A 25,775-nucleotide genomic window follows, 5' to 3' on the forward strand; every position below is an offset into this window, starting at 1 on the left:
ATCAGAACGCGGCGTAGATTGAAACTGCGGCGAGCCTGATCCTCCTAAGCCAATCAAACGCTCGTGTTCCAAATCATTCGATGACGGACAATATCTGGTCGACCATTAGGATGCAGCCTTCGAAGCGCCTCAATGGCCGGAGACAACTTATTCCTACGACCACCTTTTGTTTGTTGCGGTTCGCTGTCGCCCGGCAAGTTGTTCACAGCGGCTCCATTGTCGGCATCTGGATCATTGTACGGGGGGAAATGTTCGCTAAGCTCATTGCTATCGAAAATCATCTCAAGCGCACCGAGACTTGTTCGAAACTTTTGTGGGCTGTGGCTTAGTTGTCCAGTTCCCAGTGCCTTTGCAGCAATGCTGTCATCAAGCCATACATTCCGGTCCCCTATCGGCAAAATACCATCACGACTTTTGTAGTGTGCAGTTAGTCGTCCTTTGTATAGATGGTCCCTTACGACTGTCATGTATTGGTACACGCGATCCAGTAAAAACCCTACCGCAATATCAGGGCTGTCAGGCCCAACGAGCAAGGCAAATGACACGGTAACTTTTGGCAACAGAAGTTTTGGCGCATCGAACGAATGGAGTGCTATGGCATTCAAAGTGTTGCGTCCCCAGTTTGCCCTCAGGGTTCCGCGTTGTAACAGCCTGTTTGCACTTACGCTCCGCTGTACGATACTAGGCGGTGGTGTGATGTGATGCCCGTGAATAGAGGGGGCAGAGTCAAAATGCCCAGGATGGAGGTCTTTGGAGGTTTTTATGTCGGCCTCACCTTCTCCAATAGCTACGTCGCACAGATGAAGCAATTCTAGGTCGTCTTTAGGCGCTGGAAACAAATGTTCGTATGCCAATCGACGCATTTCAGAAAAACCGCAATACGGTGCTGGAATGTAGTGTTGAGTCATGTCCGCTCTGCCATTTCGATAACCTCGCCATCCTTCAGTGCTAGATACGAGGCCCAAGCTTCCATTAGCATTCTGCGCTTTTCGAACAGGTCAGAACGCGCATATGCGGCTTCAGTGTCGTCTCCCACTTTGTGCGCAAGAGCCATTTCGCAGACTTCACGTGAAAAGTTGGTTTGCTCCTGCGCCCATGTTCGGAAGCTTGCTCGGAATCCATGAATGTCGCAGTCATAACCCAGCTCGCGAACAAGCTTTAACAGCGTGGCATCACTTAAAGGCTTTTCGTGTTTTCGTCCGGGGAATACTAGGTCGCCCTGATGCAACTTGCGGGCCGATTCCAGCAGTTCAATTCCTCGCTCTGTAAGCGGAACACTGTGTGCAGCCTTCATTTTCATACGGGTTGCCGGAACCACCCAAACACACTTTTGAGTGTCCATCTCAGACCACTTTGCCTCCCGAATCTCTTTCGACCGGCAAGCAGTCAATATCAGGAACTCTACAGCCAGCTTCGTTGATCTATCAGCTTCCGATGCCTGAACAGATTGAATGCAACTAGCCACATTCGAATAAGGCAGCGCTTTTCTATTCGCCCGCTTGGATTTGTCCTGCTTGGGCAATACAGCCTTAACGGCCTCCGCTGGGTTGTCTGTGCGCCAACCTTTCGCGATTGCCCATTTGAGAACTGACCCGATACGCTGACGCACTCTACGCGCAGTGTCGTCTTTGGTTGTCCATATGGGCAGCAGCGCGGCAAGCACTTGGCCACCGTCGACCTCAGCCACACTGACCTTGCCAAAGTGCGGGAATGCGTATGCCTCCAATGAACTGATGTACTTCTGGGCGTGCTGAGGGTTGCTCCAAGACGACAAGTTTGCCTTGTGCACCTCTCTCGCCGCCTCTTCGAATGTCGGGATAGCTTGGGCTTTCTTCTTGTTCGCGAGAGGGTCGCCCCCCGCCCGAGCAACGCGCCTATTCTCGATTGCTGCATCTCTGGCACTCGACAAGGAAACGAGAGCAACAGAGCCAATTGCGAGTTCTCTCCGCTTGCCGCGTATCATCAGGCGTTGAATCCAGCGGCGTGCCCCGCTTTCGTCAACCTTGAGATACAGGCCATTTCCGTCAGCATACAAGGCAGGCCCCTTTGCCGACTTAACGAAAGCCGGTGCAAGTGCATTGTGGGGATGTTTGCCTTTGCGTTTGCCTGCCATTTTACCCAACATTTTTTTGTCAATGTATGGCCACGGACGGCAACGCGCAACAAGAACCTTTCATTTTATTAAAGTGTTACTTCAAGGTGTGGCAACGCATGACAATCAATACATGTAGCCTCCTCCGCTACCAATTCCCCAGAGCATCAAACCGAAACACCACTTGTGGTTTTTCTTTTGATTTCAGCGCTCATCGATCCGGCTGAAGATCGAGATATGGTGCCGCGCGTGTGATTTCGACAGCGTCCTGTACCCCGTTCGTATTCAAGTGGATGTTCAGCTGGCCAGTCCCACTGAACCGCGCGAAATAGGCGAACTCGATCATGTTCAGCGCATTCATATCCTGACACTGAATGACATAGTCCGCCTGAAACTCCGAGTGACTCTCCGCCGTTGTGGAGCCTGAAACTGCGTTCGCCTCGCCACTCTGCCGTGTGATACCATATGTCAGAACCACATGGGCGGTCACCGTAGAGCACCCAGCTTCCGGCGGGGTTACGAACAGGTCCAGCGGGTCGGAAAGCTCTGACATTGCTATGGCCACACGCGTGCGGCTGTCATCGTTTTCAACCGGGGTTTCAAACCCGACGATGTCCATGCTTGGCACCCTCAGCGCCAAGGCGAACCCGGTGTCAGAAAACACGATGTCGATCTGGGCCGAACCATGGTGATGAGGCGTGGAAACCTGCGTTGCTTGCGCCGCAAGTGCCGCAGGAAACAGGAACAAGGCCAGAACCACGCGCTTCATGAACAACAAACCACCTACAAAGAATCACTTGGCTGATTTTAGCCCGAAACATGTATCGCACAATGTGATCCGCCGGACCGAACCCCCGCCAGATATGGGGATAGTGGCAACTGAGTCAGCGGTTTCATTATCCGACAAAAAAACTCAGATTGACAATGTTGACTTTTTAACTCAGTTATTTCAATGAAAGCCGCCGCGGGAACAAACCCGCCTGATCTGACAGTTCTGAAAAGAGAGTATCGACCTCCATGACCAAGTTGTTTGCAACAGCCAGCGCTTTGACATTTGCGACAGCCACTTTTGCTTTTGCCGGTGATGTGCCGACAAAAGCGGATATTCTGGAAACCTATGCCGATATTGCCGAAGCCAAGTATGACGACAGCCTGACTGCGGCAAAGGTTTTGCGGGACGCAGTCGGTGCGCTGATTGCCGAACCCTCGGACGCGACCCTGACTGCGGCACGGGCAGCATGGGTTGCAGCGCGTGTGCCTTATCAACAGACCGAAGTTTATCGTTTTGGCAACGCAATCGTTGATGACTGGGAAGGCAAAGTAAACGGTTGGCCACTGGATGAAGGTCTGATTGATTATGTCGACGCGGCCTATGGTGGCGCGACGGATGAGAACGAATTTGCGGTTCTGAATGTCATCGCCAACCCCAGCTTCGAACTGTCGGGCGAAACCATTGACGCCAGCGAGATTACTCCGGAACTACTGAGCGAATCCCTGCACGAAGCTGATGGTATCGAAGCCAATGTCGCGACCGGCTACCACGCTATCGAGTTCCTGCTGTGGGGTCAGGACATGAACGGCCACGGGGCCGGTGCAGGCAACCGTCCAGCCACTGATTATGCGAACGGCGATACCTGCACTGGTGGCAATTGCGACCGTCGTGCACAGTATCTGAGCGCCGCAACCGACCTGCTGGTCAGCGATCTGACCTGGATGGCCGATCAGTGGAAACAAGGCGGCGCGGCGCGCACGGCGCTGATGGAAAATGAAACGGCGGGTGTCAGTGCGATCCTGACCGGTATGGGTTCACTGTCTTACGGTGAACAAGCGGGTGAGCGGATGCGTCTGGGCCTGATGCTGAACGACCCGGAAGAAGAACATGATTGCTTTTCGGACAACACCCACAACAGCCATTACTACGATGGACTAGGCGTTCTGAACGTCTATCTGGGCAGCTATACCCGCATCGATGGCACACCTGTATCAGGCGCATCGCTGGCCGATCTGGTAATCGCAACTGATCCGGCACTGGACGCCGAGATGATGGCGAAACTGGCCGTCACGATGCAAGCCCTTGGCAGGATCAAATCGACCGCGGAAGCAGGGTTTGCCTATGACCAAATGCTGGAACGCGGCAACGAAGGCGGTGAAACCCTGATCATGGCCGGCGTCAACGGCCTGATCGACCAGACCAAAACAATAGAGCGCATCGTGACCGCACTGGAACTGGACCAGATTGAATTTGAAGGATCAGACAGTCTGGATAACCCCGACGCGGTATTCCACTAAACAAGAACGCGTGCCGGGGGCTTGCCTGCCCCCGGTACACTCAGCACGCTAACCCTCCAGCCCTTTGAACCACACAAACCCAAGCCAACATTCATGATTGTCTGCCACTGCACCAACATCTCGGACCACGACATCCGCGCCGCCATCGACTGGATGCGGACAGCCGACCCCCAAACCATCATCACCCCCGGCAAGGTTTACCGTGCTCTTGGAAAATCGGCGGATTGCGGCGGATGCATGCGTCTGTTTCTGGACACGATGCAGTCAAGCGATAATCTCGAAGTACCCATGCAACTCCGCGCCCTGCGCGCGGTGGTATCACAGGAGAGTGCAGATGAAGGGCGATCCAAAAGTCATCGAATATCTCAACAAATCTCTGCGGCATGAACTGACTGCAGTCAGCCAATACTGGCTGCACTACCGGTTGCAGGAAGACTGGGGGCTTGGCCACATGGCCAAGAAAAGCCGCGAGGAAAGCATCGAAGAGATGGGCCACGCGGACAAGCTGATCGAACGGATCATCTTTCTGGAAGGCCACCCCAACCTTCAGAAGCTGGACCCGCTTCGGATCGGTCAAACACCAAAGGAAACGCTGGAATGTGACCTTGCGGCCGAGATCGATGCAAGGGCCTTATACAAGGAAGCGCGCGAATATTGTCGGGACGCCGGCGACTATGTCTCGATGTCGCTGTTCGAGCAGTTGATGTCCGATGAAGAGGGCCATATCGACTTTCTCGAAACGCAGCTCGACCTCTATGAAAGGATCGGCGAAGCCAATTATGCGCAACTCAACGCATCGAAAATGGACGAAGGCGAATAGCCTTGTTGCCCTGTCGGTGGTCGCCTTTGCGGCCACCCCTTCCCTGTCAGCCGAGCTACAGGACCTGCATCTGAACTTCACCCCCCGCACTGACGATGAACGCGCCCGAATTGCCGTTGTCACAGCACCGCCCCAGGATTTCAGCGCACCGCAGCAGTTTGAAGAACTGCCCGCCGGGGCTGCGACTGTTCGGGTCCGTACTGACGCGGATGCGTTCTCGCAACCGTCAGACAACCTGAGCTTTGAACAGGAGCTGAATTTCAAAGTCGGAAACGGGCTGTTCAAGAAGGTCTGGGTTTCGTCGCCCTCATCGACGCTCGCCTCTGACGGGTTGGGGCCGCTCTATAACGCGCGGTCGTGCCAGCGCTGCCACATCAAGGATGGGCGCGGACACACGCCAAACGGGCCCGATGACAACGCGGTTTCGATGTTTCTGCGGGTCTCGATCCCCGGCACGTCGGAAGATGGCTATGCAGCGATAGAAGATTACATCGCCACTCTGCCCGAGCCTACCTATGGTGGGCAGATGCAGGATTTCGCACTGGCAGGTCATCCAGCGGAATACCGGCTGGACATCTCGTACGAAGAAATCCCGGTGGAGCTTTCTGACGGTGAAACCGCCTCATTACGCCGCCCGACTTATCAGGCAGCCGATCTGGGTTATGGCCCGCTGCACCCCGACGCGATGCTAAGCCCCCGGGTCGCGCCGCAGATGATCGGGCTTGGCCTGTTGGAAGCGATCCCGGTCGAAGACCTGCTTGCCAAGGCCGACCCTAACGATTTGGATGGGGACGGCATATCAGGTCGCCCGAATATCGTCTGGTCGGTCGAGTTTGACACGCCGATGATGGGCCGGTTCGGTCACAAGGCGGGGACGCCGTCAGTTATGGAACAATCGGCAGCTGCTTTTGCCGGGGATATCGGCATTTCGAACCCACTCTACCCTGCTCCGCACGGGGATTGCACCAATGTGCAGGTGAACTGCATCAAAGCCCCGCACGGCGACAATGATGAGCGCGGCTTTGAGATCGATCATCAGGGTATGGACCTGGTCGCTTTCTACAGCCGCAATCTGGGCGTGCCGGGTCGCCGCGACATGGACAACCCCAGGGTCCTTCGCGGGAAAGAGGTGTTCCATGCAACCGGCTGCGCGTCATGCCACACACCGTCACATGTCACTCATCGGATGGAAGACCGGCCCGAGCACAGTTTTCAGCTGATATGGCCCTACACCGACCTGTTGCTTCATGACTTGGGCGAAGGTCTGGCCGACAATCGCCCCGAGGCCCGCGCAACGGGCCGGGAATGGCGCACGCCGCCTTTGTGGGGCGTTGGCCTGACCGAACGCGTCTCTGGCCACACAGAATTTCTGCATGACGGGCGGGCGCGCACATTGCTAGAGGCGATCCTGTGGCATGGCGGTGAAGCGCAAGCTGCCCGCGACGCTGTTGTCTCGATACCCAAAGTCGACCGTGATGCCCTGATCCAATTTCTGGAGAGCCTCTGACCCATGCGAGTTCTTACCCTTGTTGCAGCGTTGATCATGCCACTTGCCGCGCAGGCACAGGATCGCGCGCCGATCCTGATGGATGTGACTGAAACCCATATCCTGCCCCGGTTCGACACGCTGCCGGAAACGACGGGCGCGCTAGTCAGCGCGTCACTGGTTGAGTGCGATCCGACCTCACCGGCGCTGCGCGCGGCCTACGATGCGGCTTTCGATAGCTGGATATCCGCCAGCCACCTGCGGTTTGGTCCGACCGAGGTCGATGACCGCGCTTTCGCCATGGCGTTCTGGCCGGACACGAAAGGGTTCACCACCAAAGCCCTGTCCCAGCATATCGCAACCGAGGATGACACCGTGCAAAGCCCGGAGGCCTATGCCGAAACGTCCATAGCAGGGCGCGGGTTCTTCGCGCTCGAACGGATGTTGTTCGATCCCAATTACGCGGAACAGGGCAATGCCGAATATCGCTGCGCGCTGATCAGGGCGATCACGGCGGATATCGATGCCAATGCCCGCGCGATGGCGCAGGACTGGCACAGCTATGCCTCTAGCCTTACCCAACCCCAAGAGAACAGACGCTACCGGACGCAGGACGAAGCGATGCAGGAGCTGTTCAAGGCCCTATCTACCGGTCTTGAGTTCACGGCGGACACTCGGCTGGGTCGCCCCATGGGGACATTCGACCGCCCCCGTCCGAACCGGGCCGAGGCGCGGCGGTCCGGGCGGTCTTTGCGCCATGTAGAACTGTCGCTGATATCCTTGCGGGATTTAGCCGCACGGCTGTCTTTTGATCACCCCGAAATCGCGTCGGAACTGGACGCTGCGTTTGCACGTGCCATCCAGAACGCTCAATCCATTGACGATCCCTCGCTGGCCGGGGTTTCAGATCCCCAAGCCCGGTTCCGGATCGAGGCGCTTCAACAGTCGATCCACGATATCCGCACCATCGCCGTGACCGAGCTGGGTCCGACATTGGGGATCAGCGCAGGATTCAACTCGCTGGACGGAGACTAACCCGTGACGTCACGCCGCCATTTTCTTGCCGGTCTTGCCGCAGCCGCGATTTCCCCGGTCCGCGGGTGGGCCTCGGCCGGTTCGCCTGATTTTCTGGCCGCAGGGCTGTTTCCCGACGGGTCCTTTCGACTTGCCGGGTTGAGCACATTGGGGAAAATCGTGTTCTCCGTGCCTCTACCCGGACGCGGACATGCGGCCGCAGCCCATCCGCACAAGGCCTTTGCGGTCGCGTTTGCCAGACGTCCGGGCACCTTTGCCATCGTCATCGATTGCGCAACCGGCGCGCAGATTGCACAGCTCAATGCCCCTGAAAGCCGCCACTTCTACGGCCACGGCACATTCTCGGCGGATGGCGCGTATTTTTTTGCCACCGAGAACGACTACGAAGCCGGGACAGGTATTATCGGTGTCTGGGACGCTGAAAGCTTTTCGCGTCTGGATGAGTTTTCATCTGGTGGAATAGGCCCGCATGACATGCGCCTGATGCCCGATGGGGAAACGCTGGTGATTGCCAATGGCGGGATCGAAACCCACCCCGAAACCGGGCGCACAAAGCTGAACCTGCCGACGATGGCACCCAACCTGAGCTATCTCACCCTGTCGGGCAGGATCCACGAGCAGGTGTCGTTACCTCACCAGCTTCACAAAAACTCGATCCGCCATCTGGCGGTGCGGAGCGACGGTCTGGTTGGCTTTGCCATGCAATGGCAGGGCAGCAAGTCCGAACACCTGCCCCTGTTGGGCTTGCATCGTCAGGGTGAAGCCCCACGCCTGCTGGCGGCACCGGATCACGAACAAAGCATGTTGCAGGGATACGCTGGCAGCGTCGCGTTTTCAGCCGACGCCGATATGATCGCAATAACCTGTCCGCGCGGCAATGCGCTGCACCAGTTCGACATAACCAGCGGCACACTCACCGGCGCCTTCGCGCTTGAGGATGTCTGCGGGCTTGGGGCCGGGGCGGGCGGGTTGGTCTTTACCACGGGAACAGGCGCTTTCGGGACATTGATGGGCGCGCGCCCAGCTGTTCGAACCCGCGCCGAATGCCAATGGGACAATCATCTGATCCCGATCCACCCGTCCGCGTAAAATTCGGAATCCCCAATCAGATAGTTTACACTTGGAAGAATCAAACTGCTGCCGTATTGGCGGGCGCGAAACTGGCACCCTACGTTAAGGACCGACTTGATTGAAACAGACGCCCGACGCACCGCATTCCATCTACGGAGTTGAGAAATGGGGCAAAGGCCTCATCGAGGTGACCGAACAGGGTGAGATCGGTCTGCGCAATCCCATGGCCCCCGAGACAGCGGCGATTAGCCTGCCCGGTATCCTCAGCGATCTGGACGACCGCGGCATCAAGGCACCGATGGTCCTGCGAGTCGCGTCTTATCTGGAACACGAAATCGCCCATCTGAACGAAAGTTTCCAAGATGCGATTGCGCGCGTGGGCTACTCAGGCAGCTATCGCGGCGTATTCCCGATCAAGGTGAACCAGCAGGCGCAGGTTGTTGACCGGATCGTCGAGTTTGGAAAGAAATACAATTATGGGCTCGAGGCCGGCTCCAAACCCGAACTGGTGATTGCGCTGGCGCATCGCCTGGCCCCCGAAGCGCTGATCGTGTGTAACGGTGTCAAAGATGCCGAATTCATCCAACTGGCTATTCTAAGCCGCAAGATTGGGTTCAACACGGTCATCGTTCTGGAAAGCCCGAAAGAGGCCGACACGGTAATCGAAGTTTACAACGAACTGGGCATCGAGCCCCTGATCGGTGTTCGGGTGAAGCTGACCAACCAGATCAGCGGCAAATGGGAAGAAAGTTCGGGCGACCGCTCGGCCTTTGGGATGAACACCGATCAGCTTATCGCCACGGTAGACAAGCTGAAAGACGCAGGCTTGCTGCATTGCCTCAAGCTGCAGCATTCACATCTGGGCAGCCAGGTTCAGGATGTCAACGATGTGCGCCGCGCTGTGGGCGAAGCCTGTCGCTATTACACCGAGCTCACTCGCGAAGGCGTTCCATTGACTCACCTGGATCTGGGTGGCGGCATGGGGGTCGATTACACCGGCGAAAAGAAAGCCGCCGAAAACTCGATCAACTACACGGTCGAAGAATATTGTGCCAATGTCGTCGAAACCGTGGCTTACGCCATGGACGAGGCAGAGGTGGGCCATCCGACACTGGTCACGGAAAGTGGGCGCGCGGTGGTGGCGACGTCCTCGATGCTGGTCTTCAACGTGCTCGAAAGCACGCTTTACGATGCGCCCAATGGCCCCGAGGTTGATCCGGATGACCACCACTTGGTCTCGGACCTCGCCGCGGTGCACGGATACCTCTCCCGCGGCCGTCTGCAGGAATGCTGGAACGACGCCACCTTCTATCGTAACGAGCTGCGCGCCCTGTTTCGTCGCGGCTATGTCGACCTGCGTCAGATGGCGCGGGCCGAACGGATATACCTGTCGCTGATGGCCCGGCTCAAGGCATTGGCCGCGTCAGAGGATCTGGAAACGGACCTGAATGACCAGCTTGAAAAGGTTGCTGATATCTATCACTGCAACTTCTCGCTGTTCCAGTCGTTGCCAGATGTCTGGGCCATCGACCAGCTGCACCCGATCGTGCCGCTGCAATATCTGAACCAGATCCCCGACCGTCGCGCCGTGCTGTCCGATATCACCTGCGACAGTGACGGCAAGATCGACCGGTTCATTCTGGCCGACGGTGTTTCCCCCAGCCTGCCGGTGCATTTCCTGCCAGAAGAGGACGAATACTTCATGGGTGTCTTCTTCGTCGGTGCCTATCAAGAGACCTTGGGCGATCTGCACAATCTCTTTGGTGACACCAACGTCGTCACCATCGACCTGCGTCGGGACGGTGGCTTTGACCTGCTGCACGAACAAGAGGGCGACACGATCAGCCAGGTTCTGTCATATGTCGAATTCGACCCGCAGGATTGCGTCGCCGCCTTCCGCAAAATGGTGGATGAGGCGATTTCGACCGGCACCCTGAAAGCCAAGGACCGCAAAACCCTGATGAGCGCTTACCGCGACTCGATCAACGGTTACACCTATTACGAATAACCCCTGAGAGGAGATCACCCCCATGGGCACTTTGAGTGGCAAAACACTGGTTGTCGGCGCGGGCGGCGTATCCCACGCTGCCGTGCACAAGATGGCAATGAATTCGGATATCTTCACCGAAATCACACTGGCCAGCCGCACGAAATCGAAATGCGACGCGATCGCCACGTCGGTGAAAGACCGTGTGGGAGTTGATATCGCGACCGCCGAACTGGACGCCTACAAGGTCGAAGACACCGTAAAGCTGATCAAGGAAACTGGTGCTGAAATCCTCGTGAACCTCGCCCTGCCCTATCAGGATCTGGTGCTGATGGACGCATGCCTTGAGGCGGGCATTCATTATGTGGATACGGCAAACTATGAGCCCGAGGATGAGGCCAAGTTCGAATACCACTGGCAATGGGCCTATCAGGAACGGTTCAAAGCGGCCGGTTTGACCGCCATCCTTGGTTCGGGCTTCGATCCCGGCGTTACATCGGTCTTTGCCAAATGGTTGAAAAAGCACAAGCTGGACACCATCCGCCAGATCGACGTGCTGGACGCCAATGGCGGTTCGAACGATCAGGAATTTGCCACCAACTTCAACCCCGAAATCAACCTGCGCGAAGTGCTGGCCGAAGTGCGCCACTGGGAAGGTGGCGAATGGAAACACTCTCCCGCCATGACCCACAAGGTCGAGTTCGATTTCCCCGCCATCGGCCCTAAGAACATGTACCTGATGTATCACGAGGAACTGGAATCGCTCTCGACCCACTTCCCCGAGATCGAGCGCGCCCGCTTCTGGATGACCTTCGGCGACGCCTATATCATGCATGCCAAGGTCTTGGAAAATGTCGGCATGACCCGCATCGACCCAGTGATGCATGACGGCAAGGAAATCATCCCGATCCAGTTCCTGAAAACCCTTTTGCCCGATCCCGGTGATCTGGGCGCGGAAACCAAGGGCAAGGCCTGCATCGGCGACATCGCCACAGGTCAGGCCAAGGATGGCTCGGGCGAGAAGACTTATTACATCTACAACATCTGCGATCATCAGGAATGCTACGCGGAAGTCGGCAGCCAGGCTGTCAGCTACACCACCGGTGTCCCCGCCATGATCGGCGCGGCGCAGGTGCTGAAAGGCAACTGGACCGAGCCCGGCGTTTGGAACATGGAACAACTCGACCCGGACGACTTCATGGCCATGCTGAACGAACATGGCCTGCCGTGGCAGGTCCATGAACTCGACGGCCCGGTCACCTTCTGATCCGCTTCAGCTTCATCTGGCCCTAAATATCCCGGGGGTCCGGGGGCAGCGCCCCCGGCCTCTCCACCAAACGGAGACGCCGGTTATGTCCGACATGATGACCACACAGGCCGGAGACGCCGGCGCCTTCCGCAATTTCAACCTCTCCCGTGTACCCAGCCCTTGCTTTGTCGTCGACGAAAAGGCGGTTGAACGGAACCTGAAAATCCTCGCTGATGTCGGAACCCGCTCCGGCGCGCATGTTCTCAGCGCGCTCAAGGCGTTTTCAATGTTCTCACTGGCCCCACTGGTGCGCCAACACCTCGGCGGCACCTGCGCCTCAGGTATCTATGAAGCGCGGCTGGGACGCGAGGAATATGGAGGTGAAGTCGCAACCTTCTGCGCCGGGTACAAAGACGCCGACATCGACGAAATCCTGTCGCAGTCCGATCACGTCATCTTCAACTCCGCTGCCCAAAAGGACCGGTTTCTCGCCAAAGCCCAAACCGCCAAAGTGCAGGTTGGCCTGCGCATCAATCCGGAACATTCCGAAGGCGAGGTTCCGAAATACGATCCCTGCGCCCCGTGCTCGCGCCTTGGCACACCAGTCAGCCAACTGACCGCCGACACGTTGCGCGGCGTTGACGGCTTGCACATGCATACGCTTTGCGAACAGGGGTTTGCGCCTTTGCAGCGCACCTGGGACGCTGTCGAACCGAAGCTCAAACCCTACCATGATCAACTCAAGTGGGTGAACTTTGGCGGTGGCCACCACATCACCCGCGACGATTATGACCGCGACGGGCTGGTGGCCTTCCTCAAGGACATTCGCGAAACCTATGGCATTGATGTTTACCTTGAACCCGGTGAGGCTGTGGCGCTGGACGCAGGTATTCTGATCGGTGAAATCCTCGACCTGCCGACCAACGGCATGAACCTCGCGATCACTGATATCTCGGCCACATGTCACATGCCCGACGTGATCGAGGCCCCCTATCGCCCTGCCCTTATGGATGAAGCCAAAACAGGCCATACCTATCGCCTTGGCGGCCCGTCCTGTCTGGCGGGTGACGTGATTGGCGACTACACCTGGGGCAAGCCGCTGGAGATCGGACAGCGTTTTGCCTTCCTCGATCAGGCACATTACTCGATGGTCAAGACAAACACTTTCAATGGCGTCCCCCTGCCCACAATCGCCCTGTGGAACAGCGAAACGGACGAGCTGAAGATCATCCGGCAGTTCGGATATGACGACTTCAAGGACAGACTCTCATGAGCATTTTTCTCGACAGCGAATTGACCGCATCCGAACGCACCGAAGATGCCCGCTTTCGCGTGATCCCGGTGCCTTTGGAGCGCACGGTCTCTTACGGGGCCGGCACGGCCAAAGGCCCCGAGGCAATTATCGAGGCCAGTAATGAACTGGAACGCATCACCGGTCACGCGGAGCCCTGTGTCGAAGGGATTTTCACCGAAGAACCGCTAAATTGTGACGGCCCGTTGCCCGAGGTAATGGAACGCCTTGCGCACCGCACCGAAGCTGCAATTCGGGCTGGAAAGGTACCGGTCACTTTGGGCGGCGAGCATTCCCTCAGCTATGGCGCAGTGATAGGTGTGGCCCGTGCGCTAAACCAACCCATCGGCATCGTCCAGATCGACGCCCATGCCGACCTGCGCAACGCATATCAGGGCGAAAAACACTCTCACGCCTCAGTGATGCACCTGCTTGCCGAAGAGGGCGTTCGGCTCGCCCAGTTCGGTGTCCGCGCTTTTTCAACTGAAGAGGCCCAAAGCCGACTGAGAAACCACGTCTTTCACGTGGATGCCGAGGAACTGGTGACAGGTAACATCCATTCGGTCGACCTGCCTGCAGACTTCCCCGAGCTGGTCTATGTCAGTTTCGACGTCGACGGGCTGGATCCATCGCTGATGCCCGCCACTGGAACACCGGTGCCTGGCGGGTTGGGCTATTACCAGGCACTGCGGCTAGTCGAGCACGCGCTCAAGGGGCGCAGATGCGTGGGCTTCGATGTGGTTGAGCTGGCCCCGGACGGCAATGCCGCCTGGGACTTCACCACAGCTCAGATTGTCTATCGCCTGATGGCTGCCTGTTAATCTTCGGCAGTTTCGTTCAGTTCCATATGGCCTTCGCCCTTGCTCAGGATGCGGCGCAGCATGGGTTCAAAAAACTCCAGCGGTTTCGTCGGATAGTCTGGGTCAAACGCCTTCTGATCGTATTCATGGCAGAAATAGCGGCAGTCCTCCCAATGGGGGCTGTCGCGATACTTGTCGCGCGCGTTTCGGTCTCCTCCAAGGTGGTGGTTGTAGTAGTAACCCTGAAACACGCAATGGTGCTTGAGTATCCAATAGGTTTTCTCGCTGACATAGGGCTTCATCATCGCCGCTGACAGCTCTCCATGGTTGTAGGGTGACAGAATATCACCGGTATCGTGGATTAGGGCAGCGACCACCAACTCCTCTTCCGCGCCATCCTCATAAGCCCGGGTCGCGGCCTGAAGGCTGTGCTGATACCGGTTGATGGGATAGGGTGTCCATTCCTCGTCCAGTGACCGAATGGCGTCCAGAATGCGATCCGGCAAGGCGGCATTATACGCCTCTTCATAATCCATAACGGCGTCCCAGTCGGCCTTGGTGGCATTCTCAAAACTAGTCCAGGTCGGTTTGTGGCTTTTGTCCAGCATGGCTGATCCTTTGGCGTGTTTCCCGAAGCCGACAATATTACGAGTCGCAACTTCAAAAAAATGAATTGATTTTATCACAACGATCAAAAAATACTCTCGGTATGCGAACCAAAGCTTTGGAAACCTTTCTATGTGTGGCGGAGACAGGTGGTTTTCATGCCGCTGCCCGTAAGCTGAATGTAACTCAAACGGCCGTCAGCGCGCGCATTCATCTGATCGAAGAAGAAACCGGCAGACCACTATTCACCCGCGGAGCCGGTGGCACTTCGCTGACCGAGTTTGGCCAACAATTCAAACCGTATGCAGAACAAATACTATCCCTTTGGGCCTTCGCGTCGCGGGATTTACCGTTGCAGACACAGAACCGTCCAGCGCTTCGGTTGGGTAGTCAGCTTAGCATCTGGGACCCTTTGCTTGTGGATCTGGCTGTTCGGTTTGAACAGCGCTTTGACAAACTGCTGCTGACACTGAATTACGACCACGATCTGAACATGGTTGAAGCTGTTGCGACCCATGTGCTGGACGTGGCGATCACGCATGAAACGCCATCAGACCGACGCGTCACCTATCACGAGCTGGAACCGGAGCTTCTAACCCTGGTCAGAACCCCGCAAGCAGCAACAGCAGAAAACGATTTGGTCTTCGTCAACCTTGAACTTGGAGAGATTTACCAAGATCACATCAGATCGGCTGTGCGACGCGCCTCGGGGCAGACCTTGTTTCTGGGTAATTGCATGATGGCACTACGTTATGTCCTGCAAAGAGGCGGATGCGGCTACTTCCCCGATTACGTTACTTCGCAACATCTGGCTTCGGGTGCACTCGAACCGGTCGAGGACAGTGTGAGCCTGCGGCTGCCAATGTATCTGGTCGCCCGTGGTGATCGCGAAGAATTCGACGACATTCGTTGTTGTCTGGAAGAACTTCGAACCTGAAATCAAGCGGGTGTTGGGATGACCTCGGACCCGCGCGCACGTTTCCGCAAAAGCGGACGACCTGCGACAAGCAGAAAACAGCACGAAATCAGCACACCCATTATGGCGGGAAGGTAAAGCAGCGCCCAAAGCCTCGGGTCATCAATCACAACCGGGGACACAAACCCGCGAACGCCTTCAAGCAGTACAAGTATGGTAAATGCACCCAAAATCTGAGGCCACAATCCAAACCGTGAAAAGCTGCCCAGCATCAGGGTCGAATACCCCGCCAGCGACACCGCAATGCAAATAACTATCCAGGAAAAACGCTGGTGCAATTCTTCGATCAACTTACCCTGGCTGAACCCTTCGGTTTTTGAGATCGCATCACGGTCGAAGATCAGATCAGATGTCGGAATGGCTTCGAGGCTGCGATGCGCCATTGGGCTTGTGTTCGTCAGCTCAGAGATGTCGTATGATGCGTCCTGAAACAGGGTCGAGGACAGAACCCTGCCCACCTTGTTCAGGCGCAGCGCTACCCCGTCGACCATCACCAGATGAATTCCTGCGTCGTTGTTGACCAGATAGGCGGTCACGCTGGAATAGCTGACCGCGTTTTCCGGGTCGCGGCGATCCGATACGAACACCTCGTGCAACGTACCGTCCAAATCGATGCCACCGATGTAAACCGTAACATCTTCGGCGGGGTGCAGAAATTCGCCTTCATTCAACAACTGCGCTGTCACATCTCCTGCTACTTCGGCTTGCCGGTATTCCAATTGTTGGACCGATGCAGGGCGCAGGAACACACTGATGGCAGCCATCATCAGACCAGTGATCACACCGAACAAAACAACGGCCCGCGCTAGTCGCCACGGGCTTGACCCGGTTGCCAGCATCACTGTCATCTCGCTTTCGCGACTCAATCTGTTGGTCGCATAGACGGCAGCCGCAAATACCGCCATCGGCATAACCGTACGAACAAGCGTTGGCAGGGTAAGCGCGGTGAATTCAAGAAACACCATAGCGGACTGGCCACCGCTGATGACTTTGTCAAACAGGCTGACAGAACGGGTGATCCAGAAGACACCCACCAGGACGAGGGTGAAGAAGCCGAATAAAACCAGCAATTGCCGCAGAAAATATCCATCAAAACGCGACATATATCCTCATCCGGCTGATTGCGTCGTGGCCGGACAATAAGTCAATCGCCCACCCAAGGAAACCTCGATTACCGCCTCAGAACCGGCATCGACGGCAACCTAGTTATTCGGACATAGGAAGGGCGCGCTCAACCACAAGCGCGCCCCGGCCACAGGAGGGAAAAACAAAACAGCGTCATGTACCGAACGTGAGCGCCAACTCGTAACAGTTGTAAGTAAAGCGGGATTCTAGTGATTGGTCTGTGATTTAGTTCACCTTTGAACCGGTCACATGAACACTCTTATGGACAAGAACCCCAGCAAAAAGTTAACGATACGTTAACGCCTTGTTTCCAGCCCATTCACTGTACTACCCACATAGTGATACCTGTCGGTTTTGGGAATGTCCGTGACAGGACGATTGCAAATAACAGTACCAGTTGGCACAAGGGGTCCGATGGCAATGCATAAACCTTCGACATCAGAAGCCGCTGCACTGAATGCGCAATTACTGAAAAAGACCGACTCGGATTACGATGTCGCAATGTGGGCCGCGTGTGCATTGATGGCGCTCCACTCAAACAAGCCGGCGGTGTTTCAAGAATATCAGCATATGTGGGCTGAAAAGCTGGATGCCGTAGGTCCGCACGAAAACACAGGTGCCAACAAAAGATAACAACATGGCACGATGGCCTCGCGCCATTGTAGCAGTGTTGCCGAAGCCAATACTGCGACCAGTAATGAGCCAAGCGCGTAATGGCTGAAGACAGGCAAAGCGAACTCAAAGGCTGAAACCCGTTCACCCTTGGATATCACAACTTAGTATTCGGACGATTTCAATGGCAGGGGCAGCAGGGTTCGAACCCGCGACCTACGGTTTTGGAGACCGTCGCTCTACCAACTGAGCTATACCCCTGTAGTGAGCCCCAGATATGCCAGCCGCGCGGCGGACTCAAGAGGCTTTTTCAGATTCCGAGCCACGAAATGCCCGGACAAACAAGTTGCGCAAACCGCGTGGTGCGCTAAGACAAGGACCGGTTAGCAGAAGGAACCCGGTGTGAACCTCCGTAAGAAGATTGCAAACAGCGAAGCTGTGCTAAACTGGGTGGCGCGTCGGATTGCAAACTATATTCGGCTGGTACACCGCAACACACGCTGGCAGCGCATCGGCTATGAAAAGCTGGACCAGTTGGCCGAACAGGGTGAGCCGGTCATCATTGTTCTCTGGCATCAACGGCTGGCGCAGTCGCCCTATTTCTTCCCACTCGACAAGGGGCGCATCTGTTCGATTACATCGTCTGCGCGGGCTGGCAGCATGGTGGGTCGCGTGCAAAAGCTGTTCGGAATGGACACGATTGCCATGTCCAGTCATCAGCGCCACGTGGCGTTATCACGCGAAGTGCTTGGAAAGATGAAACAGGGAATATCCATTGGCATAGCGGCGGACGGACCCCGTGGGCCAGAGCGGGTATTGTCAACGGTTCCGCTGGTTTGGGCGCGCACATCAGGCAAACGCGTGTTTGGAATTACCTTTTCAGCGAAACATGGGCGCGAAGCGGGAACATGGGATCATCTATTGATGCCTCGCCCATGGGGTAACGAGGGGGTGTTTCTGTGCCGGGAATGGACAGAAACAGTTCCGCGCAAAGCAAGTGAAGACGAAATCGAAACCCTGCGCCAGAGCCTTGAGCAGCATATGAACGATATCACGGCCGAGGCAGACCGAATGGTCGGGCGCGAGCCTTGGTCGCCTGACGCTTAACCGCCCCTCAGCCTTTGCATCAGATAGACTTCACTGCCTTCGGGAATCGGTTCGGTCAGTCCGGTCGCGATCACGCGCCCGTCGACAGCGATAGACACGCCAGCGTCGATGGGCGCCTGAAGCTGCGGATGCGCACGCACGAGCGCGCGCAGCAACTCGCCAGTGGTTTTAGCCTCGACCTCAACCACCTGCTGGCCCCCGGTCAGTGACCGGAGGCCGGACCAGAGGTGAACCTCAACCATTGTCCTTGAGAGCGGCCAGAATGCGTGGCGGCGACATCGGCAACCGCTTCATCCGCACGCCAGCCGCGTTAGACACAGCGTTGGCAATGGCGGCCAGTGGCGGCACGATACCCGTTTCGCCCACACCGCGAACGCCAAACGGGTGGCCCGGATTCGGAACCTCGACGATCACGGTGTCGATCATCGGCAGGTCACTGGCAACCGGGATGCGGTAGTCGAGAAAGATCGAATTCTGCAAGCGACCGTCTTCGCCGTAGATATATTCCTCGTTCAGGGCCCAGCCGATACCTTGCGCGGCACCGCCCTGATACTGGCCTTCGACATAGGTCGGATGGATCGCCTTGCCTGCGTCCTGAATGACCGTGTAGCGGGTCACACTGGTCTTACCGGTTTCCGGGTCAACCTCGGCATCGACGATATGGGTGCCAAAAGACACGCCGGCACCTTCGGGGGTTGCCTCGAAATGGCCCGAGATCGGACCACCGGTGCGGCCCATATCAGCGGTGATATCGGCCAGCGGCATCGGATCGAAATCACCTGCATTCGGGCCTGAGGGCACCGCACAGCCGTTTTCCCATTTCACCGCATCAACCGGGATGCCCCATTTGGCCGCGGCCCGTTCGCACAGTTTCTCAACCGCATGTCTCGCAGCTTTGATCGTCGCCAGCCCTGACGCGTAGGTCACGCGAGAGCCATGGCTTACGTCATTGTAGCCCAGCGTGGCCGTATCGGCGATGGTCACCCGGATGTTTTCATACGGGATGCCCAGAACCTCGGCCGCCATCAGGGCCATCGACGCGCGCGAGCCACCGATATCAGGCGTTCCGACCATCACCTGAGCCGAGCCATCCTCGGACAAGGCAAGCGAAACGCTGGTCTCGCCACCATGGTTAAACCAGAAGCCACAGGAAATACCGCGCCCCTGCCCCGGCTTCAGCGGAGCCGAATAATGAGGATGCGCCTTGGCTGCTTCCAACGTTTCGACAAGACCGATGCGCTCGTAGGTAGGTCCATAGCTGGCTTTCGTGCCCTCATGCGCGGCGTTCTTCAGACGTACCTCAACGGGGTCGAGTCCCAGCTTGTTGCACAACTCATCGATCACCGACTCGACCGCAAAGGCACCCATTGGTGCACCCGGCGCGCGATACGCTGCCTGCTTTGGGCGGTTGGACATAACGTCATAGCCGATCTGCTTGACGTTGGTCAGGTTGTACGGCGCAAAGGCACACATGGCTGTCATGTCGCCCGGCGCACCGGGAAAGGCCCCGCCCTGCAAGCGGAAAACACCCTGGGCCGCCGAGATCGTGCCGTCTTTCTTCATGCCGATCTTGACGTCCATCGAGGCAGACGAAGTCGGACCAGTGGCCCGGAACACTTCGGACCGGGTCATCACAAGCTTGACCGGGCGATTGGCCTTACGGCTGAGCGCTAGTGCGACGGGTTCGATGAAAACGGTTGTCTTACCGCCAAACCCTCCGCCGATCTCAGACGCAGTGACGCGCAGCTGCGAGGTTTCGATGCCCAGAAGAGCGGCACAGGTTTTCTGCGCAATCCAATGCCCTTGTGTCGTGCACCACAACTCACCCTTGCCGTCATTACCCAATATGGCCAGACAGGCGTGCGGTTCAATATAACCCTGATGCGTCGCTTCAGTGACGAAACTGTCTTCAATGACCAGATCCGCTTCGGCAAATCCGGCCTCGACATCGCCGTGACCACTTTCATGATAGCGGACAACGTTCGGGTGCATTCCTTCCGGCACGGAATAATCCGCTGCCCCTTCGCGGATCACAGGCGCGTCCGGTGCCATCGCCTTATCCACATCGGTGACGTGGGGCAGAACTTCGTATTCGACCTCGATCAGCTTGAGCGCGTCACGCGCCGCCAATGCCGAAGTCGCAGCGACCGCTGCAACCGCGTGCCCGTCATATAGCGCTTTCTCACCGGCCATAACGTTTTCCAGAACGTTGTAGAATTCACCTTCCAGACCGGGCTTGAACGGCACTTCAGCAAAGTCGGCACGCGTCACAACAGCTTTGACATCCTTGTGCGCCTCGGCTTTCGACGTGTCGATTTTCACGATCCGCGCATGAGCATGAGGTGAGCGCAGGATCGCGCCATGCAGCATTCCCGGGGCGTAGGCATCCGCTCCGAATTTGGCGCGGCCGGTCACCTTGTCCAGACCGTCGGGACGGTTGGGGCGGGTGCCGACAAAAGTGAAGTCTGATTTACGATCGTCCAGAGCCATTACGACGCCTCCCGCATCTCAGCCGCCGTATCCATCACGGCGCGAATGATCTTGTCATACCCAGTACAGCGGCAGAGGTTGCCTGCCAGCCAATACCGCGTCTCTTCCTCGGTCGGGTTCGGGTTTTTCTCCAGCAACGACTTGGCCGCCACCAGAATGCCCGGCGTGCAGATGCCGCATTGCAGGGCGGCGTATTCGATCATCTTCTTTTGCAGCGGGTGCAGAATATCACCGTCGGCAATGCCTTCGACCGTTTCGATCTGCTTACCTTCGGCCTCGACACCCAGCATCAGACATGAACAGACCAGACGGCCATCAACGGTGACCGAGCACGCGCCGCAATCGCCGGTGCCACAGCCCTCTTTCGCGCCTGTCAGGTTCAGCTTGTCGCGCAGACAATCCAGCAGGGTTTCACGCGGATCACACAGGTATTCGACCGCATCGCCATTCACGGTGGTGGTTACGTGGAGCTTTTTCATGCGTTTTCTCCCTTCGCGCGGGCATAGGCAATTTTCGCGGCGCGCTTGGCCAGAACGCCTGCGACCTCGGTACGGAACGCGATCGTGCCGCGCTTGTCGTCAATCGGGTTACAGGCGACAGAGGCGGCGGCGGCCAGCGCATCCAGGGCCGCATCATCCAGCGCGCTGCCGATAATGGCCTTGGCACAGTCTTCGACCAGCAGAACGGTCGGGGCCACAGCGCCCAGTGATACGCGGGCCTCGGTGATGGTGTCGCCGTCAAGACGCAGGTTCACACCAACGCCAACCACCGCGATGTCCATTTCGGTGCGGGGGATAAACCGCAGATAGGCATCGCCGCCGTTTTCACCACGCGCAGGGATATTGACCGCCGAGATCAGTTCGCCTTTGGCCAGTGAGGTTTTGCCGGGGCCGGTCGGAATATCCTCGACCGCGACTTCGCGAGTGCCGTCCCGGCCGGTCACGGTGACGGTCACACCAGCTGCGACCATGGCGGGCACGGAATCAGCCGCAGGTGAGCCGTTACACAGGTTACCAGTCGGTGTTGCACGCCCCTGCACCTGTGTTGATCCGATCAGGTCCATCGCCTCGACCACACCGGGCCAGTCACGACCCAACTCGGGATGCTCGCTCATTTCGGCACCGGTTGCGGCAATTCCCAACGTCCAGCTGCGATCCGCATTGCGGGTGATGTCGTGTACACCGTTGATTTTCTTGATGTCGATCAGCGTATCAGGCGTCACCAACTCCGAGCGCAGCTGCACCAATACGTCGGTGCCGCCCGCCAGAAAGCGCGTGATGCCCGTCGCATTTGCGGCCAGAGCCGAAGCCTCGGCAAAGCTGGCGGGGCTGTGATAATCCATAATGCTACCTCGCACCTGTTGGTCAGGGATATCTGGGTTCGGGGCGACGTTAATTCACCACCCACCTGACGTCCATGGGCCGAGCGACCAAATTTAACCGTCCAAAGGTCGCTTTCTGACCATGCTTACAGATCGAGCTCGATCACACCATCCGGCTCCGCAGCGCGGCTTTGGCACAGAATCATCGCCCCTTGGCGCTGCTTTTTGGACAGCACGAAATCCCGATGCTCGACCTCGCCCGAAAGGACACCGCATTTGCACACACCACAGATACCATCGGCGCATTTCACATCCACGCGAAAACCCGCCTCGTTCAGAACCTGAGCGGCATCCTTGTCTGCGGGCACAGGCAACGTTTTACCTGAACGCGCGAGTTTCAGGATAAATGGGTGGTTTTCGTAGTCCGGGGTTTCCGGGACCGAGAAATACTCAAGATGTCGGGCCTCTTCGGGGAAACCCTGATGTTCCGCGGCCTGCATGACCCCTTCCATGTACCGATCAGGCCCGCATGTATAGAGGTGCCATCCCTGCTGATACCCCGACAGGATCGCATCCAGATCAGCGCGCGAGCCTTCATCCGAGAAATGGTAGTGGACGCGGTTCGCCCAGGGCATCCCCGCCAGATCATCCAGATACCCCGCCCCACCCCGCGTGCTGGCCGAGTAGTGCAACTCGAAATCCATGCCCAATGAATGCAGGCGATGAGCAAATGCGATCATCGGGGTTATACCGATACCACCCCCCATCAAAAAGGTTTTGGACGCCCCTTCGTTCAGTTCGAAATGGTTGATCGGTTTCGAGATGAAAACCTTGCGCCCTTCGTTGAAAATTCGGTGCAGCAAGGCCGAGCCACCCCGCCCTTCATCCTCGCGCAGAACACCGATCTGATAAGACCCCCGTTCCGACGGGTCGCCAGACATGGAGTATTGGCGCAGGAACTCTGGCGCGACAAGCACATCCAGATGCGCACCTGCGGACCATTCAGGAAGCGGCGCACCGTCAAGGGAGGAAAACTCATACTTGGTGACATCCGAGGTCATCTTGTCGACCTTGGTCACAGCGACCCGCATCACCGGCGCGTCACCTGCGACCTGATAACGATGAATGATCGACATATCCCCCGCAGCTTTACGCGCCTTGTACTCTTCGGCTGTCACCAAGGCCTCATAGGCGGCAATTCCTGCCTCGCGATCCATTGCAAACGGATAGGGCCAGGGGTGCGGGGCCAGATAGGCCGGGTAGACCGCCAATGTCTGATCTTCGTATCTAAGGTACAGATCCTTTTGCAGATCGCGCCGGTTCAAAGGGTGTGTTGTTGGCCGATACGCCCCGTCGGGCTGCAACTCGATATCCCACCACCATTTCTTGGTGTCGTTCAAACCGCCATTGCCAACCGCATCATCCAGCTTGGCCAATGCAGGCGCCGCCGAGGGGATGTTCATCGCGGCCCAACGGAACGGGCGCTCCTTGAAGATACCCTCAAGGTTCCAAGGGCAGGTCTTCATGCACCGCCCGCACATTGCGCCTCCCGGAGTGGTCACGCGGTAGGTCGCGCATTTCTGGCTGTCGGATTTCCAGATTTCATAGCCGTTGAACATCAGCTTTGGCCCAGCCGTGATCGCGCCCGATGGGCATTCGCGCGCGCATTTGTTGCAAGACTCGCAAAAGCTTTGCAGACCGAAATCGATGGGCCTGTCATGCACGATCGGCATATCCGTGGTCACCACGCCTGATTTCAGTCGCGGCCCAAGATAGGGGTTCAGGATCACTTCGCCGATCCGGCTGACTTCGCCCAGACCGGACAGCAACAAAAGCGGAGGTTGCAGAACTTCGCCATCCATCACCGTATGCGCCTTGGCCTTGTAGCCAAGATTGCGGATCTGCTGTGCAATCACGCCACCCAGCAGCGAAAATCGCAGATAGGCGCGCATCGATTGGGCGACGCTGATCCAGTCGTCGCCGCTGGCACCCTCCATCGTTTCATAACCCTGATCGATGATCATGCTGACGGCCTGATCATGGGGCGGCACGATTTCTTCGCCCGTCGCGTCATGGGAATACCAGGCCCATTCCGGGCAGCGGCTGAGACCCACCGCATCGACCCCCAGAAAATAGGTCGCAGCCTTGATGTTTGCTGCGTTGCGTTGTGCGTCAGATGGCTTGGGCGCGTCAGCGCTTTCACCGTCCTGCAACAGTACAAACGCACCCAAAGCACGGCGTTGGGCAAAACTCGGCGCTGCCTTGCGGACGTAATACCCGCCTTTGGCCGCATCCTGTAGCGACTTGCCCATATCTCCGAACTGCGCCCGAGCAAACATATCTGCACGCTTGGGCACACGAGCGACATTCTCTTCGTCAATAAAGGTCGTTGGTGTCTCGACCCGTTTGAGTTTCTCAAACGGATGCGCCCCGTCCACATAGCGCCGTTTGGCATATGGGTCACGGTTGAGGGCGTTCTTGGCAAAGCCCGTGCCCAACCACCATGCCGGCCCCTGCGTCCGGAACCAGGGCTGATCGGCCATAGGCTTCAGCGGTTTGTCATGGGCGATCGGCATGTCAGTCGTCACGGCGGCCAAACCAAAGCGCTTGCCCAGCCAGGGCACGACAACCTCTCCATCCTCGACCGAAGCCAACCCGGCGGTGACCGCCAGCTTGCCCAAATCAACGTCGGTTGACATCATGCTGTGCGCCCGTGCGTCAAAGCCCAAAAGGCGGATGTAATTGGCGATGACCACCGCATTCTCGGTCGCCAGCAGACAGGCGCGATGGTCCTGCGCGTCGACTATCCAATCAGCGCCGGGTTCGGACGGGTCGGGATCGCGGTTGTGTTCATAAAGAAAGACAATGCTGTGCCGATGGCTGTCGATCGGCTTGGGCGCAGCCTCCATACTGTCTTTCAGATCAGCCATGATGACGTCGATCCCGGATGCCAGCGTTTTGGTCTGACGGGTGCGCAACGCGTGGGCAAGCCGGTCAATATCGGGATTGCGGCGGGCCTCAAGCAACAGGGCGTCAGATGGCAATGGACCGCACCCCATCATCGACGCATCGTTGAAGTAGCCGAACGCTTTTATGTGGTTGGCCCGTTCCTGCGGGTCCGATGGAATCTCGGACGCAACCGGGTTCACCATTCCGTCGCGGATGGCGTCCATCATCGCCTGAAACTCACCCATCGCATTGACGATGCTGTCAGGGTGTTCCGGTCGGTGGAAACTCAGCTCGGCCAAAGCGGGCACAAGCGACAGATCCGGCATGTCATCTTGCCGGGCCAAACGCTCCAGCGGGTAGCCGCCCATATGAACGGGCCGGTTTCTGTCCGAGAATAAACGGATCCCCATCGAATATCTCCTGTTGATGCCCGTCCCGTACCCCGCCATGGACAGCAAAACCATTCATG

General features: G+C 57.4%; 23 protein-coding genes and 1 tRNA gene. 13 read left to right on the forward strand and 11 right to left on the reverse strand.

Going from position 1 to position 25,775, the window contains the following annotated elements; all coding sequences use genetic code 11:
- Positions 1-53: 53 nt before the first annotated feature.
- From ACR0D9_RS14880 to ACR0D9_RS14890, 3 genes are all read right to left on the reverse strand, one after another.
- On the reverse strand, positions 54-908 hold the full coding sequence (locus ACR0D9_RS14880; RefSeq protein ID WP_480539238.1) for a hypothetical protein: 855 nt from the start codon (positions 906-908) through the stop codon (positions 54-56).
- The gene (locus ACR0D9_RS14885) at positions 905-2,125 is read right to left on the reverse strand and encodes a tyrosine-type recombinase/integrase (protein WP_480539240.1); all 1,221 of its coding nucleotides are present in this window, start codon (positions 2,123-2,125) and stop codon (positions 905-907) included. Before ACR0D9_RS14885 ends, ACR0D9_RS14880 begins: the two co-directional genes overlap by 4 nt.
- Positions 2,126-2,303: 178 nt before the next feature.
- Positions 2,304-2,861 (reverse strand): ZrgA family zinc uptake protein, encoded by a 558-nt coding sequence (locus tag ACR0D9_RS14890; RefSeq protein WP_480487689.1) that lies wholly within the window; start codon positions 2,859-2,861, stop codon positions 2,304-2,306.
- 248 nt (positions 2,862-3,109) lie between these two features.
- Here ACR0D9_RS14890 and ACR0D9_RS14895 point away from each other — a divergent pair, with 248 nt between their 5' ends.
- From ACR0D9_RS14895 to speB, 10 genes are all read left to right on the forward strand, one after another.
- Positions 3,110-4,381 (forward strand): imelysin family protein, encoded by a 1,272-nt coding sequence (locus ACR0D9_RS14895; RefSeq protein ID WP_480539242.1) that lies wholly within the window; start codon positions 3,110-3,112, stop codon positions 4,379-4,381.
- 93 nt (positions 4,382-4,474) lie between these two features.
- Entirely contained in the window at positions 4,475-4,768 is a 294-nt protein-coding gene (locus ACR0D9_RS14900; RefSeq protein ID WP_480539369.1) for a (2Fe-2S)-binding protein, read from the forward strand.
- Positions 4,716-5,201, forward strand: a complete 486-nt coding sequence (bfr, locus tag ACR0D9_RS14905; protein ID WP_267365109.1) for a bacterioferritin — start codon at positions 4,716-4,718, stop codon at positions 5,199-5,201. The genes ACR0D9_RS14900 and bfr overlap by 53 nt, the downstream gene beginning before the upstream one ends.
- On the forward strand, positions 5,161-6,708 hold the full coding sequence (locus tag ACR0D9_RS14910; RefSeq protein WP_480487685.1) for a di-heme oxidoreductase family protein: 1,548 nt from the start codon (positions 5,161-5,163) through the stop codon (positions 6,706-6,708). Before bfr ends, ACR0D9_RS14910 begins: the two co-directional genes overlap by 41 nt.
- A gap of 3 nt (positions 6,709-6,711) precedes the next feature.
- Complete coding sequence (locus tag ACR0D9_RS14915; protein ID WP_480487683.1) at positions 6,712-7,722, forward strand: imelysin family protein; 1,011 nt, start codon at positions 6,712-6,714, stop codon at positions 7,720-7,722.
- Positions 7,723-7,725: 3 nt separating this feature from the next.
- Complete coding sequence (locus ACR0D9_RS14920) at positions 7,726-8,811, forward strand: DUF1513 domain-containing protein (RefSeq protein ID WP_480487681.1); 1,086 nt, start codon at positions 7,726-7,728, stop codon at positions 8,809-8,811.
- Positions 8,812-8,911: 100 nt separating this feature from the next.
- Positions 8,912-10,801 carry a biosynthetic arginine decarboxylase gene (gene speA / locus ACR0D9_RS14925; RefSeq protein ID WP_480539244.1) on the forward strand — a complete coding sequence of 630 codons (1,890 nt, stop codon included), beginning with the start codon at positions 8,912-8,914 and terminating at the stop codon, positions 10,799-10,801.
- Positions 10,802-10,823: 22 nt separating this feature from the next.
- Positions 10,824-12,047, forward strand: a complete 1,224-nt coding sequence (locus tag ACR0D9_RS14930) for a saccharopine dehydrogenase family protein (RefSeq protein ID WP_480482112.1) — start codon at positions 10,824-10,826, stop codon at positions 12,045-12,047.
- A gap of 85 nt (positions 12,048-12,132) precedes the next feature.
- Entirely contained in the window at positions 12,133-13,302 is a 1,170-nt protein-coding gene (gene nspC, locus ACR0D9_RS14935; RefSeq protein ID WP_480539246.1) for a carboxynorspermidine decarboxylase, read from the forward strand.
- Positions 13,299-14,141 carry an agmatinase gene (speB, locus tag ACR0D9_RS14940; RefSeq protein WP_480482116.1) on the forward strand — a complete coding sequence of 281 codons (843 nt, stop codon included), beginning with the start codon at positions 13,299-13,301 and terminating at the stop codon, positions 14,139-14,141. The genes nspC and speB overlap by 4 nt, the downstream gene beginning before the upstream one ends.
- Here speB and ACR0D9_RS14945 read toward each other — a convergent pair.
- Positions 14,138-14,728: an HD domain-containing protein gene (locus tag ACR0D9_RS14945; protein ID WP_267365093.1), complete on the reverse strand. Its 591-nt coding sequence runs from the start codon at positions 14,726-14,728 to the stop codon at positions 14,138-14,140. The two genes, speB and ACR0D9_RS14945, sit on opposite strands and share 4 nt — an antisense overlap.
- A gap of 101 nt (positions 14,729-14,829) precedes the next feature.
- On the opposite strand from ACR0D9_RS14945, the gene ACR0D9_RS14950 reads away from it, so the two are divergent.
- Positions 14,830-15,663 carry a LysR family transcriptional regulator gene (locus ACR0D9_RS14950; protein WP_480482118.1) on the forward strand — a complete coding sequence of 278 codons (834 nt, stop codon included), beginning with the start codon at positions 14,830-14,832 and terminating at the stop codon, positions 15,661-15,663.
- Between the two features lie 2 nt (positions 15,664-15,665).
- Here ACR0D9_RS14950 and lptF read toward each other — a convergent pair whose 3' ends face one another.
- On the reverse strand, positions 15,666-16,805 hold the full coding sequence (gene lptF, locus ACR0D9_RS14955; protein ID WP_480487677.1) for an LPS export ABC transporter permease LptF: 1,140 nt from the start codon (positions 16,803-16,805) through the stop codon (positions 15,666-15,668).
- A gap of 442 nt (positions 16,806-17,247) precedes the next feature.
- Between lptF and ACR0D9_RS14960 the strand changes: the two genes are divergently transcribed.
- Positions 17,248-17,460 (forward strand): hypothetical protein, encoded by a 213-nt coding sequence (locus tag ACR0D9_RS14960; protein WP_480482122.1) that lies wholly within the window; start codon positions 17,248-17,250, stop codon positions 17,458-17,460.
- A 164-nt stretch (positions 17,461-17,624) separates the two neighbouring features.
- Here the strand turns inward: ACR0D9_RS14960 and ACR0D9_RS14965 are convergent.
- Positions 17,625-17,700: transfer RNA gene (locus tag ACR0D9_RS14965), tRNA-Trp, on the reverse strand.
- A gap of 141 nt (positions 17,701-17,841) precedes the next feature.
- On the opposite strand from ACR0D9_RS14965, the gene ACR0D9_RS14970 reads away from it, so the two are divergent.
- Positions 17,842-18,546 carry a lysophospholipid acyltransferase family protein gene (locus ACR0D9_RS14970; protein WP_480539248.1) on the forward strand — a complete coding sequence of 235 codons (705 nt, stop codon included), beginning with the start codon at positions 17,842-17,844 and terminating at the stop codon, positions 18,544-18,546.
- Here ACR0D9_RS14970 and ACR0D9_RS14975 read toward each other — a convergent pair.
- The 5 genes from ACR0D9_RS14975 to ACR0D9_RS14995 form a co-directional block, all read right to left on the reverse strand.
- Positions 18,543-18,788 (reverse strand): MoaD/ThiS family protein, encoded by a 246-nt coding sequence (locus ACR0D9_RS14975; RefSeq protein ID WP_170346142.1) that lies wholly within the window; start codon positions 18,786-18,788, stop codon positions 18,543-18,545. The two genes, ACR0D9_RS14970 and ACR0D9_RS14975, sit on opposite strands and share 4 nt — an antisense overlap.
- Positions 18,781-21,036, reverse strand: coding sequence for a xanthine dehydrogenase family protein molybdopterin-binding subunit (locus ACR0D9_RS14980; protein WP_480539250.1), 2,256 nt, complete (start codon positions 21,034-21,036; stop codon positions 18,781-18,783). The genes ACR0D9_RS14975 and ACR0D9_RS14980 overlap by 8 nt, the downstream gene beginning before the upstream one ends.
- Entirely contained in the window at positions 21,036-21,515 is a 480-nt protein-coding gene (locus ACR0D9_RS14985; RefSeq protein WP_209597982.1) for a (2Fe-2S)-binding protein, read from the reverse strand. The genes ACR0D9_RS14980 and ACR0D9_RS14985 overlap by 1 nt, the downstream gene beginning before the upstream one ends.
- Positions 21,512-22,378: an FAD binding domain-containing protein gene (locus ACR0D9_RS14990; protein WP_480539252.1), complete on the reverse strand. Its 867-nt coding sequence runs from the start codon at positions 22,376-22,378 to the stop codon at positions 21,512-21,514. Before ACR0D9_RS14990 ends, ACR0D9_RS14985 begins: the two co-directional genes overlap by 4 nt.
- Positions 22,379-22,503: 125 nt before the next feature.
- Positions 22,504-25,716 carry a reductive dehalogenase gene (locus ACR0D9_RS14995; protein ID WP_480539254.1) on the reverse strand — a complete coding sequence of 1,071 codons (3,213 nt, stop codon included), beginning with the start codon at positions 25,714-25,716 and terminating at the stop codon, positions 22,504-22,506.
- Positions 25,717-25,775: the final 59 nt, after the last annotated feature.

It is taken from the genome of Ruegeria sp. AK11 (genome assembly GCF_056541095.1).

What these genes read in the sequence shown, in the direction of transcription:
- ACR0D9_RS14880 (WP_480539238.1), bottom strand. Translation starts at nt 908, where the DNA reads ATGACTCAACACTACATTCCAGCACCGTATTGCGGTTTTTCTGAAATG.
- ACR0D9_RS14885 (WP_480539240.1), bottom strand. Translation starts at nt 2,125, where the DNA reads ATGTTGGGTAAAATGGCAGGCAAACGCAAAGGCAAACATCCCCACAAT.
- ACR0D9_RS14890 (WP_480487689.1), bottom strand. Translation starts at nt 2,861, where the DNA reads ATGAAGCGCGTGGTTCTGGCCTTGTTCCTGTTTCCTGCGGCACTTGCG.
- ACR0D9_RS14895 (WP_480539242.1), top strand. Translation starts at nt 3,110, where the DNA reads ATGACCAAGTTGTTTGCAACAGCCAGCGCTTTGACATTTGCGACAGCC.
- ACR0D9_RS14900 (WP_480539369.1), top strand. Translation starts at nt 4,475, where the DNA reads ATGATTGTCTGCCACTGCACCAACATCTCGGACCACGACATCCGCGCC.
- bfr (WP_267365109.1), top strand. Translation starts at nt 4,716, where the DNA reads ATGAAGGGCGATCCAAAAGTCATCGAATATCTCAACAAATCTCTGCGG.
- ACR0D9_RS14910 (WP_480487685.1), top strand. Translation starts at nt 5,161, where the DNA reads ATGCGCAACTCAACGCATCGAAAATGGACGAAGGCGAATAGCCTTGTT.
- ACR0D9_RS14915 (WP_480487683.1), top strand. Translation starts at nt 6,712, where the DNA reads ATGCGAGTTCTTACCCTTGTTGCAGCGTTGATCATGCCACTTGCCGCG.
- ACR0D9_RS14930 (WP_480482112.1), top strand. Translation starts at nt 10,824, where the DNA reads ATGGGCACTTTGAGTGGCAAAACACTGGTTGTCGGCGCGGGCGGCGTA.
- nspC (WP_480539246.1), top strand. Translation starts at nt 12,133, where the DNA reads ATGTCCGACATGATGACCACACAGGCCGGAGACGCCGGCGCCTTCCGC.
- speB (WP_480482116.1), top strand. Translation starts at nt 13,299, where the DNA reads ATGAGCATTTTTCTCGACAGCGAATTGACCGCATCCGAACGCACCGAA.
- ACR0D9_RS14945 (WP_267365093.1), bottom strand. Translation starts at nt 14,728, where the DNA reads ATGCTGGACAAAAGCCACAAACCGACCTGGACTAGTTTTGAGAATGCC.
- ACR0D9_RS14950 (WP_480482118.1), top strand. Translation starts at nt 14,830, where the DNA reads ATGCGAACCAAAGCTTTGGAAACCTTTCTATGTGTGGCGGAGACAGGT.
- lptF (WP_480487677.1), bottom strand. Translation starts at nt 16,805, where the DNA reads ATGTCGCGTTTTGATGGATATTTTCTGCGGCAATTGCTGGTTTTATTC.
- ACR0D9_RS14960 (WP_480482122.1), top strand. Translation starts at nt 17,248, where the DNA reads ATGCATAAACCTTCGACATCAGAAGCCGCTGCACTGAATGCGCAATTA.
- ACR0D9_RS14975 (WP_170346142.1), bottom strand. Translation starts at nt 18,788, where the DNA reads ATGGTTGAGGTTCACCTCTGGTCCGGCCTCCGGTCACTGACCGGGGGC.
- ACR0D9_RS14980 (WP_480539250.1), bottom strand. Translation starts at nt 21,036, where the DNA reads ATGGCTCTGGACGATCGTAAATCAGACTTCACTTTTGTCGGCACCCGC.
- ACR0D9_RS14985 (WP_209597982.1), bottom strand. Translation starts at nt 21,515, where the DNA reads ATGAAAAAGCTCCACGTAACCACCACCGTGAATGGCGATGCGGTCGAA.
- ACR0D9_RS14990 (WP_480539252.1), bottom strand. Translation starts at nt 22,378, where the DNA reads ATGGATTATCACAGCCCCGCCAGCTTTGCCGAGGCTTCGGCTCTGGCC.
- ACR0D9_RS14995 (WP_480539254.1), bottom strand. Translation starts at nt 25,716, where the DNA reads ATGGGGATCCGTTTATTCTCGGACAGAAACCGGCCCGTTCATATGGGC.